The 17436-nt window shown below is 53.2% G+C and carries 14 protein-coding genes and 1 tRNA gene; 8 read left to right on the top strand and 7 right to left on the bottom strand.

Going from position 1 to position 17436, the window contains the following annotated elements; genetic code table 11:
* Positions 1-153: 153 nt before the first annotated feature.
* The 3 genes from FHS90_RS08520 to FHS90_RS08510 all read right to left on the bottom strand — a co-directional run bounded on the left by FHS90_RS08520 (position 154) and on the right by FHS90_RS08510 (position 4066).
* On the bottom strand, positions 154-504 hold the full coding sequence (locus FHS90_RS08520; protein ID WP_182512717.1) for a 3'-5' exonuclease: 351 nt from the start codon (positions 502-504) through the stop codon (positions 154-156).
* Entirely contained in the window at positions 483-2822 is a 2340-nt protein-coding gene (locus FHS90_RS08515; RefSeq protein WP_182512716.1) for a UvrD-helicase domain-containing protein, read from the bottom strand. The genes FHS90_RS08520 and FHS90_RS08515 overlap by 22 nt, the downstream gene beginning before the upstream one ends.
* Before the next feature lie 113 nt (positions 2823-2935).
* On the bottom strand, positions 2936-4066 hold the full coding sequence (locus FHS90_RS08510; RefSeq protein WP_182512715.1) for a hypothetical protein: 1131 nt from the start codon (positions 4064-4066) through the stop codon (positions 2936-2938).
* 221 nt (positions 4067-4287) lie between these two features.
* Here FHS90_RS08510 and FHS90_RS08505 point away from each other — a divergent pair, with 221 nt between their 5' ends.
* Positions 4288-5151, top strand: a complete 864-nt coding sequence (locus FHS90_RS08505; RefSeq protein WP_182512714.1) for a phospholipase D-like domain-containing protein — start codon at positions 4288-4290, stop codon at positions 5149-5151.
* Positions 5152-5404: 253 nt separating this feature from the next.
* Here FHS90_RS08505 and FHS90_RS08500 read toward each other — a convergent pair.
* Positions 5405-5476, bottom strand: a tRNA-Glu gene (locus tag FHS90_RS08500).
* 180 nt (positions 5477-5656) lie between these two features.
* Between FHS90_RS08500 and gap the strand changes: the two genes are divergently transcribed.
* From gap to FHS90_RS08485, 3 genes are all read left to right on the top strand, one after another.
* Positions 5657-6655: a type I glyceraldehyde-3-phosphate dehydrogenase gene (gap, locus tag FHS90_RS08495; protein ID WP_182512713.1), complete on the top strand. Its 999-nt coding sequence runs from the start codon at positions 5657-5659 to the stop codon at positions 6653-6655.
* Positions 6656-6826: 171 nt separating this feature from the next.
* Positions 6827-7723, top strand: coding sequence for a diacylglycerol/lipid kinase family protein (locus FHS90_RS08490; protein WP_220483025.1), 897 nt, complete (start codon positions 6827-6829; stop codon positions 7721-7723).
* A 3-nt stretch (positions 7724-7726) separates the two neighbouring features.
* Positions 7727-8071, top strand: a complete 345-nt coding sequence (locus FHS90_RS08485) for a translation initiation factor (RefSeq protein ID WP_182512712.1) — start codon at positions 7727-7729, stop codon at positions 8069-8071.
* 88 nt (positions 8072-8159) lie between these two features.
* Here the strand turns inward: FHS90_RS08485 and kdsB are convergent, their stop codons facing one another.
* On the bottom strand, positions 8160-8906 hold the full coding sequence (gene kdsB, locus FHS90_RS08480; RefSeq protein ID WP_182512711.1) for a 3-deoxy-manno-octulosonate cytidylyltransferase: 747 nt from the start codon (positions 8904-8906) through the stop codon (positions 8160-8162).
* Between the two features lie 365 nt (positions 8907-9271).
* Here kdsB and FHS90_RS08475 point away from each other — a divergent pair, with 365 nt between their 5' ends.
* The 3 genes from FHS90_RS08475 to FHS90_RS08465 all read left to right on the top strand — a co-directional run bounded on the left by FHS90_RS08475 (position 9272) and on the right by FHS90_RS08465 (position 14046).
* Positions 9272-10246 (top strand): LysM peptidoglycan-binding domain-containing protein, encoded by a 975-nt coding sequence (locus FHS90_RS08475; RefSeq protein ID WP_246386796.1) that lies wholly within the window; start codon positions 9272-9274, stop codon positions 10244-10246.
* A 145-nt stretch (positions 10247-10391) separates the two neighbouring features.
* Positions 10392-11171, top strand: a complete 780-nt coding sequence (locus tag FHS90_RS08470; RefSeq protein WP_182512710.1) for a TIGR02757 family protein — start codon at positions 10392-10394, stop codon at positions 11169-11171.
* 466 nt (positions 11172-11637) lie between these two features.
* The gene (locus FHS90_RS08465) at positions 11638-14046 is read left to right on the top strand and encodes an endonuclease MutS2 (RefSeq protein ID WP_182512709.1); all 2409 of its coding nucleotides are present in this window, start codon (positions 11638-11640) and stop codon (positions 14044-14046) included.
* 162 nt (positions 14047-14208) lie between these two features.
* Here FHS90_RS08465 and FHS90_RS08460 read toward each other — a convergent pair whose 3' ends face one another.
* Together FHS90_RS08460 and murB are read right to left on the bottom strand one after the other, a co-directional pair.
* Positions 14209-14757: a hypothetical protein gene (locus tag FHS90_RS08460; RefSeq protein ID WP_182512708.1), complete on the bottom strand. Its 549-nt coding sequence runs from the start codon at positions 14755-14757 to the stop codon at positions 14209-14211.
* Between the two features lie 239 nt (positions 14758-14996).
* The gene (murB, locus tag FHS90_RS08455; RefSeq protein WP_066831483.1) at positions 14997-16019 is read right to left on the bottom strand and encodes a UDP-N-acetylmuramate dehydrogenase; all 1023 of its coding nucleotides are present in this window, start codon (positions 16017-16019) and stop codon (positions 14997-14999) included.
* Positions 16020-16223: 204 nt separating this feature from the next.
* On the opposite strand from murB, the gene FHS90_RS08450 reads away from it, so the two are divergent.
* Entirely contained in the window at positions 16224-17417 is a 1194-nt protein-coding gene (locus tag FHS90_RS08450) for a THUMP domain-containing class I SAM-dependent RNA methyltransferase (RefSeq protein ID WP_182512707.1), read from the top strand.
* Positions 17418-17436: the final 19 nt, after the last annotated feature.

The raw sequence follows: 17436 nt of genomic DNA, 5'->3' as shown, positions 1-17436 counted from the left end.
TGGAAGTAATCAAGGCGTCTTTCCAGACGGAATATAAAGCCTGCCAACAACAATGAGATTGCATCGGAGGGAGGGCTTTTGTGCTGTGCGAGCTTGCCCCTGAAATTGTAATAGCTTGCCTTGGGTAGTATGGCTTTTTCTAATTAGCTGAACCTAGCTGATGATTAGGCCGGGTGCAGGTTCCCAAACTTTATCATTGTGCTCACACCCATAGAGGTAGTTGCTGCACCCCATGAAGGTGTAGTTATATCCTTTTTTGGAGGTTCCCTTTGACCTGGCCACCAACTCCCCGGTCTTGCACCTCGGGCATTTGCTCCGGGAAGCAGATTCCCGGTGCTCTGTTTCAAGCTCCGTGATGAACTTGGACTTGTTTTGCTCGTGGGCCAAGAAGTACACACGCTCCCTGGCCCTGGTCATGGCCACGTAGAAGAGGCGGCGCTCCTCGCCGTTCTCAAACCGGTCGGCCTCGCTCAGCAGCAGGTTCAGTGACTGGTCGTCAGACATCTCGGCTGGGAAACCGAGCCTACCCGAGTTGCAGTTATGACGACCACAAAATCAGCTTCTAGCCCTTTAGACCGGTGGACGGTCATGAACTCGGCCCTGACCGTACCCAATCCTAATGGGGAATACTCCACCAGGTCCGTAGTGCGGGAGAACACCTTTCCGTTAATCTGCTCCTTTATCTCCCTGTTCCTGTGGATCGTGAAGGTGCCCGTGTCGTCAGAGAGACGGTCGATATCGAAACCGTACCTGCCCAGGATGTAAACCGACTTCTTATTAAGGTCACCGAACTCAACCGCAAGTTCCCGCAAAATCGCGGCCACCGCGGCAATGTCCTTATGGTCGCCTGTTCTGGAATAGCGCAACCTGAAATCGGTCCTCCTGTCAGGGAAGGCGGCTTTAAGGTCCTTCTTGGTCTGGTTGGGGTTCTTCAGGATGAAATCACCGGAGAGTTTAATCAATGGCTCGAAGAACCGGTAGGTGGTCTCTATCCTGGACCTGATGGAGAAGCCGAAGTACCTTTCGAAGTCCTTAAAGAGGGAGATGTCGCTACCCGTGAAGCGGTAGATGGACTGCCAATCGTCCCCCACGCAGAAGAGCCGGCAGGCGGGGTTGGCTTCCCGGAGCGCCTTGATCAGTTTGTACCTCCCGACGGAGATATCCTGGAACTCGTCGATGATAATGTAGTCGAACTCCCTCTTGTAGCGGCCCTCCCGGACCAGGGCCGCGGCGCGGTTGACCATGTCGCTGAAGTCGATCTCCTGCCGCTCAGAAAGATGTCTTTCGTACGCCTCTAAGATCGGGCGGATGATCTGGAGGAAGCGTTTGTTCCTTTTTCTGGTGACCTTGTCTTTGATGCGGTCATTCTTCTCCAGCAGGTCCAGGAAGGAGTGGTTGTTCGACTTCATCAGGCTGAGGAAGGTCTGGAAGAGGGTGAGGAATGCCTCCACCTCTTCGCTTGCCGCCTGCTGGATGATCTCCCACCGCTCACTCGGGGTCTTCGGGGTGAGGACGATGCCCGCCTCCTCAAGGTTCCTTTTTAGGTTGGGGAACAGGGTGTTGTCGGCCATCTCATGGGTGAAAGTCTCGATCAGCGCGGTATTATACTCCCTATGGGTATCCCGAGCCCACTGGGCCTTGGCCAGGTAGGCTGCGTTTGCCTGCTCCTGCGTCTGCCCGGCCTTCCTGAAGAAGGGGGGCACGGTGTTCTCCTTGGAGAGGGCCTGGTGCTCTATGTAGACGCGCCTCTCTCCCTGCGTCACCGTGAAGTCGGGCCGGTACTGGCGCCTCTCATAGGTGGCGGTGTCGTGCTCGTATGGCTGCTCGTACTGGTAGTCCAGGGAGTGGAAGAGCAGGAAGTTGGCGATCTGGCACTCCTCTATGCTCTTGACCACCTCCTGCCGGTAGGTGGTCCTGCCCTGGAAGGTGTGCTCGACAGCCTTGTAGGTCCTGAAGTTCTGGTCCTTCAGGTACTGGATGTGTTTCCCCTGGTCCTCGAACTCCGATGCCTCCCTGGCGGGTTTAAGGAAGTGGGTGAAATAGTCGGTGACGGACTTCAGGTACTCCTCGTCCCTGGTCAGCTCCCTGAACGTCTTGGAGAGGAAGGGCTTAAGCTGGTTGTCATCGAAGATGGTGGGCTGCCGGCCCTCCGCCTCCCGGATCACCTCGATGCCGAAGCTGTGGAAGGTCTTGGCGAGCACGCCCTCCACGCCCACGCGGGAGGCGAGCGTGGCAGCCGACTTCTTGGTGAAGGAGATGAGAAGGATACGGCTGGGGTCGGTTTTGTAGCGGTCCACCAAGTATTTGACCTTCCCCACGATGGTGGTGGTCTTCCCTGAGCCCGCCCCCGCGATCACCAGGTTCGCGTCCTCGTCCTGCACGATGGCGGTCCGCTGCTGAAGGTCCAGCGGGTGGCCCGTCACTGTGTCAAAGAATCCCTTGTAATTCTCTAGCTCCCGCTGGAGGAACACTTGGTTGCACAGGTCCCGCTGCGCCTCGGAGGTCTCATAGTATGAGATGAACTGGTTCAACGGCATCAGGTCCGTCTGGGGGAGTTTCGCCGCCGCTATAGGGTTCTTTTTAAGGGTGGAATACAGTCCCTGGTATCTAGTGCGCCACTCAGTTAAGTCGTGATTGGTAAAGTAACCCAGGCGATCACGGTACAGGAACATGGAAAGCGCCTCCACCGCCTCGCCCTTTCTGCTCAGGAGGTAATCGTAGAGCACCTTTCTGGATTTCTCGTACCTGCGCCACCTGGAGAAGCCGAGGCCCAGGATGACAAGTAGTATAAGAAGGGCATAGAACCCAAGGGTAGCCAGCAAACGGGGAAGCGAGTCAAATGGGGAGGTTGCCCGGCCCAGGTGAATTAGAACTTCAAATTTAACATACTGTTTATATCCGTATATATGAATTAGTAAATGATGTGCATAGTGTTTTAATAAAAAAAGGAGGAAGGCTTCTTTTTCAGGGTCATCGTTTCCCAATCCACCTCGGTCAGCAGCTCGTCATATCCTTTGACCTGGGGATCGTGCCAGTCCGCCTTCTTCCGCACCCAATCCGCCCACTCGCTTAGCTGGTCAGTGTGGCTGTTTCCCGAACGGGCTATGCTTTCCACCTCATTGGCGTACTCCCGCATCACCTTCGCCTGCCGCCAGCGCTCGGCCTCCAGCATCAGTCCTTTTAGCCTGAAAAGCTCCCGTTCCTGCAGTTCCTCCACCTCGCGGCGCGCCCGTGCACGTTCCTCGCGCTCGGCATGCCTCCTTTCTCTCTCTAGCCTTTCTTGAAGCTCCTTTCGGCCCTTCAAGATCAAGGAAGCAATAATTCGGGAAAGCCGCTCTTCTAGCAACTTTGTGTCATCCGCCCATTCCTTCGTGTGAATGTACTTGTACCAGAAGACCAAAGTGCCGGACGGCGTATACTCTGCGCTGGTCCAGGTGCCGCGGTTGACCATGTGCTTGTTCTGTCTCTCCCGGATCCCGATCTCAAGCCGCTCCCCGCTGATGATCGCAAAGGAGCCCCGGTTGTCAATTATGATTTCATGCCCCAGTGCATGCAAGGCTTTGACTAACGTGTCCATGAGCTTGAATGCTCTGGAGGCGGTGGAAGGGGAGACGTAGATGTTTAGCCTCCCGTCGCTGGAGTAGAGGCCGTTGTAGGTTTTATCCTTTCTTTTCCGGTCGAAGGCCTCCTTCGCGGCTGCGGTCAGCGGATGGGGTCTTGTCAGCCTTTCAGGCACTGTGAACAGACTTGCGTGTTTCTCCTCAAGGTCTTTCTGCAAGGAGTTCAGCGCAGCAAGACCGTACGGATCATGGTCATTCGTTTCCATTCCAACACTAAGCCTTGTCTGCTGCTCCCCTTTGTTAGGCTCGGACAAGGGTACCCTCTTGACTTTTTTTCCTGCCTTCACCTTCATCCAGTGCCCAGCCTTGGGTAGTGGCACTTGCATCCTGAGGCATATCTTCCTGAGGCCGTTGTCCGAGAGCCCGTAGCGTTTGGAGAGGGTGGTCATGGGTTCCTCCAACACCATGTCATAAAGTTCCTGTCTTGTAATGGTTTTTACTTCCATATTCAACGAGGTAAATGTTAGGGTTTAAGCAGAGTGATGTTTTGGCCGGATGAAAACTCATGTTTGAGTCTATCGCGTAACGGCCTGGCTGTAAAACCAAAAGTTAAAAATTAATGAGAGTATTGGTCAAATTTAGTCTGGTTCAGGCTAAGTGGACAGCCATCTTATTCCACATCTGCCTTCTTATCCTTATTTTCAGGCCTATATTTTTTAAACTAAGTATGCAGTTAATAAAGCCCAGCATGATCTCGGGTGAGATCATGACCCTTATAGAGGAGGCGGACGAAAAATTGATCATCGTCACGCCGTACTGCCGGATCAGTAAGTGGTACAAGCTCCTCAATAAGCTGGAGGACTTCAAGAGGAGGAGGGTAGGCGTGGAGTTCTACGTAAGGGAGGGGGAGTACGAAAGCGCATGCGAGGTGAGGGCGGTGGGCTTCGATCCCATTGAGATTCCGCATCTGCATGCCAAGTTGTACCTGAATGAGAAGTACGGGATCGTCTCCTCCATGAACCTGCTCCTGAGCTCAGAGACCAATTCCTTGGAGATCGCCTACAAAACCACAACGGAGGTGGAGTATCAGGAGCTTGTGGCCTACTACATGCGATACCTGGTGGGTTCCTCTACTTCACAGGTGAGGGAGACGGAGAACCTTCCTAAAGTTGAGAGCTTTGATTGGAGGGAATACCTTTTCAACGGCATCACCAAGGCTAGCGGGTGGGAGCCTTGGATCCAAGAGAACGAGAACCAGATCCGCGTAAAGACCAACAACACCTATGTTGCAAGCGTTGACAGCGCGCGAGGAGTGTTGCAGATCACAGGGATCGTGACCCAGCGTGAGTTTGAGGAGCTCCAGGCAAAGAGCAGCGGAAGCCACTACTTTGGGAAAGGCTTGGCAATTTCCTTGGTACCCCATAGGGACGGTGACTATAATAGGGTGATGGCCACTACTAAGGAGACTATTCAGACAAAAACGATCAATGAACCGGCGCCAGCTGAGGAGAAAATGGTTGCTGACGCAATAATTGATTTCGTTGCTAAGGTTGATGAGTGGAAGCAGAGCCTGTATTCAGGGAGGCGCTAATGTTTCCAGGGTTGAGCAGTTCTATAGGAATAGTTAGGTGAATCTATCAGTCTATTGGGTGGAACAAAGACAGTAGTAATTTCCAGCAATTAAGCTGGAGATTCACCGGAATTTGCAACCGTTTAGAATTTGAGTAATCAGGAAACGAAGGAGAGTAACAGAATAAGAAATCTATTCTGTTACTTTTTTGTTACTCTATAACAGAAAAAGCCGCTCAAACATCAGTTTAAGCGGCTTTTTGAAGGTTAATTCGTAGTCCGTAGGGGAATCGAACCCCTGTTACCAGAATGAAAATCTGGTGTCCTAACCCCTAGACGAACGGACCATCTTTCGGTTTTGATGGTGCAAATATAGAAGGCTGTTTTTTATTTGCCAAGCCCTCGTTTTAAAATAATTCGTAGTAATGGATAAAATGCTCAAAATGAGCGGGAAAAATTTTTAGTTTGTTTTACCTGTGGGAACATGTAAATTGCCGGGGTTAAACGAGTAATAAAACGTAACAAACATGTCTAAGAAAATAAGAGTAGCCATCAACGGCTTCGGCCGCATAGGCCGTCTTACCTTTAAGACCCTGATTGAGCGCGGTAATGTAGAAGTAGTTGCTATCAATGACTTGACAGACAACGCTACACTTGCACACTTATTAAAATATGATTCCGTACACGGCCGTTTCAACGGAGAAGTGTCTGCTGATGAAAACAGCATCACGGTAAATGGCCAGCGTATTGAAATATACGCCGAGCGGGAACCCAAGAATCTGCCCTGGGGTAAACTTGGCGTTGACGTGGTATTAGAGTCTACCGGCCGTTTCGTAGATGAGAAAGGTGCAGGCGGACACTTAGAGGCTGGTGCCAAAAAAGTAGTGATCTCCGCTCCTGCCAAAGGCAACATCCCTACAGTGGTGTTAGGGGTGAATGAAGAGACCCTGACCGGTGAAGAGACCATTGTGTCCAATGCTTCTTGTACCACTAACTGCTTAGCCCCAATGGCGAAGGTGTTAGACGAGGCCTTCGGGATTGAGAAAGGGTATATTACTACTGTGCACGCGTACACGGCAGATCAGAACCTGCAGGATGCCCCGCACGCTGACCTGCGCCGGGCCCGTGCCGCGGCCTACTCTATTGTGCCTACCTCAACCGGTGCTGCCAGAGCCGTAGGGTTGGTGTTGCCCCACCTGAACAAGAAATTAGACGGTATTGCCATGCGCGTTCCAATTCCAGATGGTTCTTTAACTGACCTTACTGTGATCTTGAAGCGGGAGGTAACCAAAGAAGAAATTAATGCTGCCGTTAAGAAAGCCGCTGACAATGAGTTGAAAGGAATTCTGCAGTATACTGAAGATCCAATTGTTTCTATTGACATTGTAGGCAACCCACACTCGTGCATCTTTGATGCCGAACTGACCTCTACCAACGGCACCCTGGCCAAAGTAGTAGGCTGGTATGACAACGAGTTCGGATACTCTAACCGTGCCGCTGATTTAATTGAGCGTCTGGGCGCTTAACCAGGCAAATAGCATTTTGAAGTGGTGCTGCCTCAGGGCGGCACCACTTTTTTTATGTAGTTTTACCTCAACAGTCGCATTCCGGCCCAAAGGCCATGGCACTACGGTGCCAGGCAATGGGGGCGGGTGAAAAGGGGCTGTTGGCCAACCCGCCAAGCGCAGAAGTTAGTCATGGGCATACCAGAGAAAGCATATTTTATCCTGAATCCCAAATCTGGGGTAAAGAGCAGTGTGAACGTTCCAGCGTTGATTGAGGCGCATCTTGACCATTCGCGCTGGAAGTATGAGCTGCTGTTGACAGAGCACGCCGGGCATGCCACCCAACTAGCCCAGGAAGCCGCTGCCCAGGGGGCCAGGCTGGTGGTGGCGGTAGGGGGAGACGGTACGGTGAACGAAGTGGCCAGGGGGCTTCTTCAAACATCCGCGGCGCTGGGAATTCTCCCCAAAGGGTCTGGCAACGGGCTGGCGCGCCACCTGGGGATTCCGCTGGTTCTCCCGCAGGCATTGGCCCTGCTCAATAAACCCACATTTGGAAGAATAGACTCCTGCGCCATTAACGGCCATCCGTTTTTCTGTACTGCCGGTATTGGCTTTGACGGGGTGGTGAGCTCTGCGTTTGCCAACAGCACCAAGCGGGGCTTGAGCAGCTATATTCAACTGGTGGTGAAAGAATTCAGGAGCTATCAATCACAGATGGCCACCGTGCGGGTCAATGACCATGAACTAACGTCTGATTTCTTTGTAGTGGCATTTGCCAACGCGTCCCAATATGGGAACAACGCCTATATTGCGCCAATGGCCAATATACAAGACGGATTATTAGACGTTTGTCTGATTAGGCACGTGGGGTTGGCAGAGGCCCTGCAGCTGGGGTATGGCCTGCTGACCAAACAGATAGCCCATTCCAACTTGGCAGAGTTCCACACGTGCGCCACGGTGTCGGTGCACAGTGAGCAGCCCCTGCATTTTCACGCAGATGGGGAATTTGTGGGGCTGGCGAATGCGTTTGAAGTACAAATGTTCCCTACATCCCTAGAAGTAGTGGCGCCCGCTGACCAATTAATATAAGGTATGAGCAAAAACAAGAAAAACCGGGAGGGGGTGGTGTATTCCACCAACCCAGACTTTGAATATGATTACCAGCAGGAGGGGCAGGTGACTACGTTGCCGCCTCAGCAGCAGAACCTCAGGGTGCAGTTAGACAAGAAAGCAAGGGGCGGCAAGCAGGTGACCTTGGTCACCGGATTTGTGGGGCAGGACGAAGACCTGCAGGCACTGGGGAAACTCCTGAAAAATAAATGTGCGGTAGGGGGGAGTGCCAAAGACGGCGAAATCTTTATCCAGGGTGATTTCAGGGACAAGGTTCTCCAACTGCTGGTAGACCAAGGATACAAAGCTAAGAAAGCAGGCGGGTAAAGAAAGTAGCTTTTCCTGTTTTGGGGCTGTTTTTCAGAAAACAGCCCCAAAACAGAAACGCCACCAATGGCATTGGTTACCGCTGCTTTTAAGACTTATTCTGCAAGTACGACAAAGCTTTTTCCAGGTCTGCGGGAGTGTCAATGCCAATGGTTTCTATTTCTGTGATGGCGGTGACAATACGGTAGCCGTTTTGCAGCCAACGCAGCTGTTCCAGAGATTCTGCCTTCTCTAAAGAAGAGGGGGGGAGTTGCGTGATTTCAGCGAGTACTGTACTGCGGTACCCATAAATGCCAATGTGTTTAAAATACGTGTGCTGATCTAGCCACTGCTGCTCTTCCACACCGCGCAGATACGGGATTGGCTGCCGGCTAAAATAGAGGGCCTGCCCCTGCTCGCCCACCACCACCTTGGGGCTGTTGGGGTTGAAGAGCTCCTCCTGGCTCTGCACCACCTTTATGAGGGTAGCCAGCTGCGCCTCGGGTTGGGCAAAACAGGCGAGGACCTTGTCTATTTGCTCCGGCTGAATAAAAGGCTCATCCCCCTGTATGTTCACCACTACCTCAAACGGCTCCTGTACCTGTTGGAGCGCCTCGTAGCACCGGTCAGTACCGCTTTGGTGGTCAGGAGAGGTCATCACCGCAGTTCCGCCAAAGGCCATGACGTGGTCAAAAATCCTGGCATCATCTGTGGCTACCACCACCCCGTCAAGGGTAGATTTCTGCGCCTGCTCATACACCCGTTGAATCATTGATTTTCCGCCTATTTCAACCAGCGGCTTTCCCGGAAATCTGGTGGAGGCGTAGCGGGCAGGTAGTATGCCAAGGGCTTTCATAGGCAGTTGCGTTTGGTTAAAGTTCATCCGGTTCTTCGGTTTCAAAGATACAACTTAAAGCCGTTCTTCCGTTTGGCAGCCAGGTACCGGTAGAGGGAAAAAGAAAAGAAGGAAACCTGAAGAATAAACCAAAAGCGGCTGCCAAAAAGCCTTAAGCCAACAGATCCTGCCTCTGTATAAATTGGAGAACCCGCAGTTTTTTGATAACTTACACCGTAATTGGAACCGCAAATTCTTTTTTTTGTTCCGAAAGAGGTTAAAAAAAACGGGTCTGATTTTTGAAGGGTGGGGAGGTACGGTAGTCATTGCACTTTTTTTGCACTTGCCTTTGATCAACGTTTACTACTAAGAGTTAAGAGTTCATAATGAAGAAGTTTGTGTTTGGATTGGGAGTATGCCTGGCATTGGGGGGAACTGCTTCAGCTGGTACCATGGCTGTGCGGGATTCTGTTGGTGTAAAAACCCAGAATGGCAAAACCTACATCACCCATAAGGTAGAACCCAATGAAACCTTGTATGCGTTGTCGCGCAAATACGGGGTGGCCGTTGACAAGATTGTGGCAGCCAACAAGAACATTGAAAAGTCTATCATGGTGGGCCAGATTGTCCTGATTCCCGTGGCAGGGGCAAAAGCTGCCACCAGCACCGCTGCCACGCCCGCCAAACCTTCACCCGCTACCACCGCCAGCCCTGCGGCCAGCCGCACGTACGCCGTTGATGGCAAAGGCAATAAAATGCATGCCGTGAAAGCGGGCCAGACCCTGTTCTCCATTTCAAGGCTGCATGAGGTAACCGTTGAGGACATCAAGAAATGGAATAAACTTACAAGCAACAATGTGGTAGTGGGGCAGAACCTGGTTGTGGGGGTTGGCGCCAATACAGCATCTGGCAAGGCTGACATCTACGTTCCTGAAAAAGATGATGCCGTGGTTGCCGCTAAAACCCCGGAGGCACCCGCCGCTTCTACCCCGCCCGCCAACTCTGCTCCGGTGACCGCTACCACCGCCAAGCCCAGTCCTAAAGCAGAACCTGAAGAGGAGAAGACTTCCGCCAGAACCACTGAGTATGTATCGCGCATCAATGAGAGCGGGATGGCAGAGCAGATTGACACGAGATCAGATGCCAACAAGTTCCTTGCGCTGCACAAAACAGCCCCGGTGGGGACCATCATGGCGGTAAAAAACCCCATGAACGACCAGACCGTGTATGTGCGCGTGATAGGCAAATTGCCCGCAACCGGTGACAATGACAAACTGGTGCTGAAGCTTTCAAAAAAGGCCTGCCAACAAATTGGCGCGGTTGACAAACGGTTCAGGGTAGAGGTGTCTTACATGCCTTAAATCCTGTTTCCGGCTTGTTTTCCGGAAAAGAGGCGAAAAACGGAAAGCTGCCGCAGCTCCCGCTTTTCGCCTCTTTTGTCTTTACCGCGTTCATAGAGCCCTAAAAAGTATCAATTCTTACTTCCCAATCCCTAATTAAAATAAGGTGTCTTATTCCCACGCCCACGTCAAAGCCCTGTTAGATGACCGGTACCAGCGGTACAACACCCCAGACTTTATTCCAAATGACCCGGTGTCTATTCCGCACCTGTTTTCTCGCAGGCAGGATGTGGAGATTGCCGGTTTTTTTGCCTCCATTTTGGCTTGGGGACAGCGCAAGACCATCATTAACAAGTGCAGGGAGCTGCTGCAGCGCATGGACCACGCGCCGTACCAGTTCATTCTGCAGCACCAGGAGAATGACCTGAAGCAGTTGCTCGGGTTTAAGCACCGCACTTTCAATGACACTGATTTGCTGTACCTGGTGTACTTCTTCCGGTGGTTTTATGAGCAGCACGAGAGCCTGGAGGTGGCTTTTCTGGGCAGTCCTGAGAGAGAAGCCGTGAACCAGAAGCAGAGGCTGGAGAATTTCTATCAACTGGTGTTCTCCCTGCCTGACGCACCGCACCGCACGCGCAAACACATTTCTACGCCCGCCAGGAAATCAGCGTGTAAGCGCATCAATATGTACCTGCGCTGGATGGTCAGGAAAGACAGCCACGGCGTTGATTTCGGGATCTGGGGCAGAATTCCCACCGCAGACCTGGTCTGCCCCTGTGATGTGCATGTGCAGCGGGTGGCCCGAAAGCTGGGGCTCCTTCAGCGCACGCAGTCAGACTGGGCCATGGCCGAAGAACTGACCCAGCACCTGAGAGCCTTTGACCCGGTAGATCCGGTGAAATATGATTACGCCCTCTTTGGGCTGGGGGTGGAGGAGAAGTTTTAGGAGCCTTTTCCGTTTTCGGCCTACTTTTCTGAAAACAAACCAAAAACAGGAACAGACCTGCTAAGGGAGGATTTTCAGCAGAGTGCGAAAGAATGGTTAAAAAAAACGTGAAAGCACAGACGGGTCTTTATCTGTAACAATATATTTACTAAAGATCAAAATTATAACAAATTTCTTTCCCCCTGCCGGAACAAGCCGCCGCGGCAATCTGTTCTACAATGCTGGGCAATAGCGTTTTTAAGCTACTTTTGCGAAAACAGCCTGAAAACAGAAACAACCTCAGCTACATCCAGCTGAAATAACTATCTGTCCGTGAAAAGGCAGGAGAAGGTGCACCCTGTGCGGTTTGTGATGAAGGCAGACGTGGGGTGGTAAAACAGCCGGGGCAAGCTATTCTGAGACTTCGTAGCAGAATAGGCAGATGGTAGACAAGTAAAAAGAACAACAACAGAACAAACAAGTAAGCTTGATATATCCAACTAATTTTGAACAGAAGATAGGGTTTGGCCAGATCAGAGAGATGCTGGCAGATGCCTGTCTAAGTGCGCTGGGCCGCCGGTTTGTGGAGCGCGTGCAGTTTCTGGACCGCTTTGACCTGGTGCAGCGCCTGTTGCAGCAAACGCATGAATTTGCCAACATCTTACGGGCCGGGGAAGATTTTCCGTCCAGCTACTATTTTGACGTGACTGAGCATTTGAGCCGCGCCGCCTTAGAGGGGGCGTTCCTGGAGGTGCGGGGCGTGTTTGAAATCAAAATGTCACTGCGGGCCATAAGGCAGGCGCTGGGGTTCTTCGTGGAGTCTGAGGAAGGCATGTACGAGGCGCTCAAAGCCCTGACCAAAGACGTGGAGGTAGACCGCCAACTGGTGGCGGCCCTGGAGAAACTGGTAGATGACGCCGGAAACGTGAAAGAAGACGCGTCTCCTGAGCTGCAGCGGGTAAAGCGGGATTTGATTGGCCAGCAGACACAGCTGCGCAAGCAGATCAGCAGCATTATGCGCCATGCCAAACAAGAGGGCTGGACCCCCGGTGATGCCGAGCCTACCGTGCGCGGTGGCCGTCTGGTAATTCCTGTCATTGCCGAATACAAACGCCGGATCAAAGGTCTGATCCATGATGAATCGGCCACCGGCCAGACCGTGTACCTGGAGCCGGAGAGCGTGTTTGAGCTCAACAATGACATCAAAGACCTGGAGAATGCCTACCACCGGGAGCTGATCAGGCTCTTGACGGCGGTGACCAATCAGGTGCGGCACCATCTGCCGTCGCTGAGAAAGGCGTACCAGTTTTTGGCGCTCCTGGACTTTATCAGAGCCAAAGCGGTAGTGGCCAATAAGATAGGAGCTGTCATGCCAGAGCTGCATAAGCGGCCGTTTATCAAATGGAAAGATGCCCGCCACCCTATTCTGCACCTCACCATGCAGGCACAGGGCAAGAAGGCGGTGCCCTTAAGCCTGGAACTGGACCAGGAGCAGCGTATCCTGTTAATCTCAGGGCCAAACGCCGGGGGTAAATCAGTGGCTATGAAAACAGTAGGCTTGCTGCAATACATGCTGCAGTGCGGGCTGCTGATTCCGGTGGCCGAGGGTTCTGAGGCCGGTCTGTTTGGGGATGTGTTCCTGGACATGGGCGATGAACAGTCCATTGAGAATGACCTGAGTACCTATAGTTCGCATTTGCAGAACATGAAGCAGTTTCTGCTGTTTGCAGACAGAAAGTCACTGGTGCTCATAGACGAGTTTGGCACGGGGACCGAGCCTTCGCTGGGCGGGGCCATTGCCGAGGCTGTGCTGGGGCAGCTGCATCAGCAGAAAGTGTTTGGCGTGATCACCACCCACTATACCAATCTCAAAAACTTTGCCGAGCGCACCCCTGGAATGGTGAACGGTGCCATGCGCTACAATCCCGCTGAACTGCAGCCGCTGTACCAGTTGGAGATTGGCAAGCCCGGCTCCTCGTTCGCGCTGGAGATTGCCCGCAAGATTGGCCTGCCCAGGAACATCATTGAAAAAGCCGGAACCCTGGTGGGCAAGGAGAAGATCAGATATGATAAACTCCTGGAGCAACTGGAGCAGGAAAAAACCGACTTTGAGCGCCGCAATGCCACCGTGGCCAAGCAGGAGCGCAAGCTGCAGAAGGCGGTAGAAGAATACACTGCCCTGAAGCAACATCTGGAGGAAAGCAAGCAGGACATTATCCGGACGGCCAAAGGCCAGGCCAAGCTTCTGCTCAAAGACGCGAACCAGCAGATAGAAAGCACCATTGAGCAGATCAGGAAAAGCCAGGCTGAAAAGGAGCAAACCAAAGCGGCCCGTCAGCAGCTGGAGACCTTTAAAGAAAAGCTGACGCCTGATCCTAAACCGGTTGTAAGGCGCACCAGCGGGGCTGTACCTACCGGACCGCTGCAACCCGGTGAAAAGGTGGTGCTGGTGGGGCAGGACTCGGTGGGCGAACTTCTGGCGGTGAAAGGAAAAACCGCCGAGGTGAGCTTTGGCGGCCTCAAAACCATTGTGAAGCTGGAGAAGCTGGAGCGGCCAGACATGGCCGTGGTCAAGCAGAAAGAGAAGAAAGCCAATGAAGAACAGGCTTCAGCCCCTTCTAAGGGGCTGGATGTGACCCAACGCATGGCTGACTTTGTCCATACGCTGGACGTGCGCGGCAAATATGCCGAAGACGCCCTGACCACCGTCATGAATTTTCTGGATGACGCCATTATGCTGGGCATACCAGAAGTCAAGATCATTCACGGCCGCGGCAACGGCATCCTTAAGCAGGTGGTACGGGATTACGCCCGCAGCCAGCGGGAAGTAGCCAGCGTGAGTGATGAACACATTGAACGGGGCGGTGACGGTGCCACCGTGATTGTGCTGAAGTAATTGCTTTGGGCGGCCGAGGCCCGAAAGCAGGGCCGTTCAAAAGGCCGGAAGGGCAGAGGAACAGACTGCCGCAGGCGGGTTCTCCACAGCGGCACCTGGTATAAGCTGTTTTGGGGCTGTTTTTCTAAAAACAGCCCCAAAACGTAAAACAGGAAAGGCTGGTCATTCTACCAGCCTTTCCTGTTTCTGCAGTTGTTTCAGCAGTAGGCGCCCCCGTGCATTGATGGCTTTTCCGCCTTTGGCCATGTGCTGGTGAATCAGCTCCAGGACCTCCTGCTGCAACCAGGGCTGTTGCATAGACAGGTCAGTGAGTGACTGGAGGCAGATGGCTTTCACAAACTGGTTGTGCAGGTGCTGCAGCCAGAATTCCAGCCGCTCTATTACCAACGGCAGGTCCTCCTCCTCCCAAGACAGCTGCCCCAGCAGCGCCGGGAGGCAGTAGTTAAAAGCCGGGTCCAGATTGGGTTGGGCCAATTGGTGTAAAATTTCCTTTCGGTACGGCTGGAGCCAAAGCGGCTGTTGCTTGGCAACGGCTTCCACCACATGGGCGGCTCTGGCTCTGAGTACAGCGTCTGTATGATACAACCCCGGCCACAGCTGTTCCAGTGCCTCCTGCCCCTGCTGGAGCAGGTAAGCCGCTACCTCATCGGCGCGGCCTTTTCCTGCGCTCTTTCCTTCGGCCAGGGCCGAAATCAACTCAGTAGTGGTCATGGCATACAGTTAAGGTGAGAGCTTGTTTACATGTTGATTCTGCAAGCGAAAACGGGGAGCGAAAGGTTCTTCTATAGCGTTTTTTGAGCAGCATACGCCCGCTATGGTGCGAGTCAACCGCGAAGTCAGGTTCTTTTGACACCCGTTTGCAGCGCAAAAGGCAAATTTAAACATGCTCTGTAATGGTTTTTCTGTTTTGGGCCTGTTTTTCTGAAATCAGGCCCAAAACAGAAAGAGCGCTAAATAATGTTCACTTCTGGGGTGAGGGCTATGCCAAACTTCTCCTGCACAGATTGAATCACCGCGTAGGCCAGCTCTTTTACCTCATTGCCCGTGGCGCCGCCGTAGTTTACCAGCACCAGCGCCTGGTCTTTGTGCACGCCGTGTTTGCCCAGGACTTTCCCCTTCCAGCCGCACTGTTCAATCAACCAGCCCGCGGGTACTTTTACCACGTCTCCGCTCACCGGGTATCCCGGGAGGGAGGGGTGCTGGGCTTTCAGGGCGTCAAACTGTTCTTTTGGGATTTCGGGGTTTTTAAAAAAGGAGCCCGCGTTGCCAATCTTGGCGGGGTCTGGCAGTTTGCTTCTTCTAATGTGGCAAACGGCCGCACTGATGGCTTTCAGGCTCAACTCTTTTACCTGCTGCTGCGCCAGGGTGTCTTGAATGGCCCCGTAAGACGTGTTGTACTGGTGGGCGTCCCGGGTCAGGCGCAGCGTAACGGAGGTAACAATGTAGTTGCCTTTGGCCTCTTTCTTGAACACGCTCTCGCGGTAGCCAAACCCGCACTGCTCCTTGCTGAACGAAACCAGTTGGCCAGTTGCAATTTCCAGGGCCTCCAGCGAAACAAAGGTGTCTTTCAACTCCACCCCGTAGGCGCCAATGTTCTGCAGCGGGGCCGCACCCACCGTGCCCGGAATCAGGGAGAGGTTCTCAATGCCCCCCAGATCCTGCTCAATGGTGTAGAGCACCAGGTCATGCCACGTCTCGCCGCTCCCCGCCGTCACCAGCACATGTGTTCCGTCCGGATCCTCTTGCCGTGAGAGGCCTTTGATGCGGTTCAGGAGAACGGCGGCCTGCACATCCTGCGTAAGCAGCACATTACTGCCGCCGCCCAGAATCAGCAACGGAAGCGGCTTTACCTCAGGGTGCTGGAGCAGCTCCTGAAGTTCCTGTACAGAGGTGAACTCTGCCAGTACCGCGGCTTTGGCGTCTATCCCGAAGGTATTGTAAGGTTGCAGTGAGGCCTGGCGTTGAATCTTCATGTGCAGAAAATGGTGTGTTCCCGCAAAAGTACGGAAACCGCAACAGAATTCAGAAGCTGCGGCAGCCGGCAAGCCGCCGCTTCTGCATAATTCCAGTTTTGGGGCTGTTTTTCAGAAAACAGGCCTAAAACAGGATAGCACGTTTGCCTGTATTTTTTACGAACTTGCAGGTTCAATCTCAGGATCAACTAGTATTTAGATACCATGGCGGCAAAAAAAGCATCTCAAGATTTCAACATGACGGCCATTACCCTGGCAGGGCTGGAAGAAGTACTGGCGCAGGAACTCAGTGACCTGGGGGCGAAGTTTGTGAAACCGGGGGTGCGGGCCGTGACTTTCAGCGGAAACCAGTACCTGCTCTACCAGGCCAACCTCTGCTGCCGCACTGCTATCAGAATCTTAAAGCCGTTTGCCCAGTTCAAAGCCCGCGACGAAAAAGAGCTGTACCTGAAGGTGCGGGAGCGCGACTGGGATGAATTCATGACTCTGGACAGCACCTTCGCCATTAATGCCGTGGTATCCCGCTCCACGTTTGAACACTCCCTGTACGTGGCCCAGCTCACCAAAGACGCCATTGTAGACCAGTTCCGGGAGAAGACCGGCCGCCGCCCCAATATTGACGTGACCACCCCAGACGTACGCCTGCACCTGCACATGCACGAGAACATTGTCACGCTGGCGCTTGATTCATCGGGTGATTCGCTCCACCGCCGGGGTTACCGGCAGCAGACCAACGTGGCCCCGCTCAACGAGGTGCTGGCCGCAGGTATTCTGCTGTTGAGCGGCTGGGACAAGAAAACCGCCCTCTATGACCCTATGTGCGGCTCCGGTACGTTTCTGACCGAAGCGGCTATGCTGGCGCATAACATAGTGCCGGGTGTTTACCGCAAAGACTTCGGGTTTATGCGCTGGCCAGATTATGATGAGGCCATGTTCCACAAAGTGTACCAGGCGGTGCTGGCCCAGGAGGACCCAGACAATCCGGTAGAGATCTACGGCTCAGACATAGACCCAGACTTTGTGGAGGCCGCCTTCCAAAATTTAGAATATGCCGAACTGGACCAGTATGTGCGGGTAAAAGAGGTGGATTTCAAAGTGGCCTCCAAGCCAGAAGAAAAGGGCCTCCTGATTATGAACCCCCCGTACGGGGAGCGAATTGGCGACGAGCGTGAAATCAACGGCCTCTACAAAATGATAGGCGACACCCTCAAGACCAATTTCCAGAACTGGGACGCCTTTGTCTTCACGGGCAACCTGGAGGCCGCCAAACATATTGGCTTAAAGCCCTCCAGAAGAATTCCGCTGTATAACGGGCCCATAGAATGCCGCTTGTTTAAGTACGAGCTGTACGGGGGCAGCCGGCGGGAGAAGGAGCATCTGGTTGGGGAAGAAGAATAACAAAATAGCCCGGTTGCGT

It is taken from the genome of Rufibacter ruber (genome assembly GCF_014138425.1).
Lineage (GTDB): Bacteria > Bacteroidota > Bacteroidia > Cytophagales > Hymenobacteraceae > Nibribacter > Nibribacter ruber_C.
Note: the sequence above shows the minus strand (reverse complement) of the source record. Positions and strands in the feature narration are given on the sequence as shown.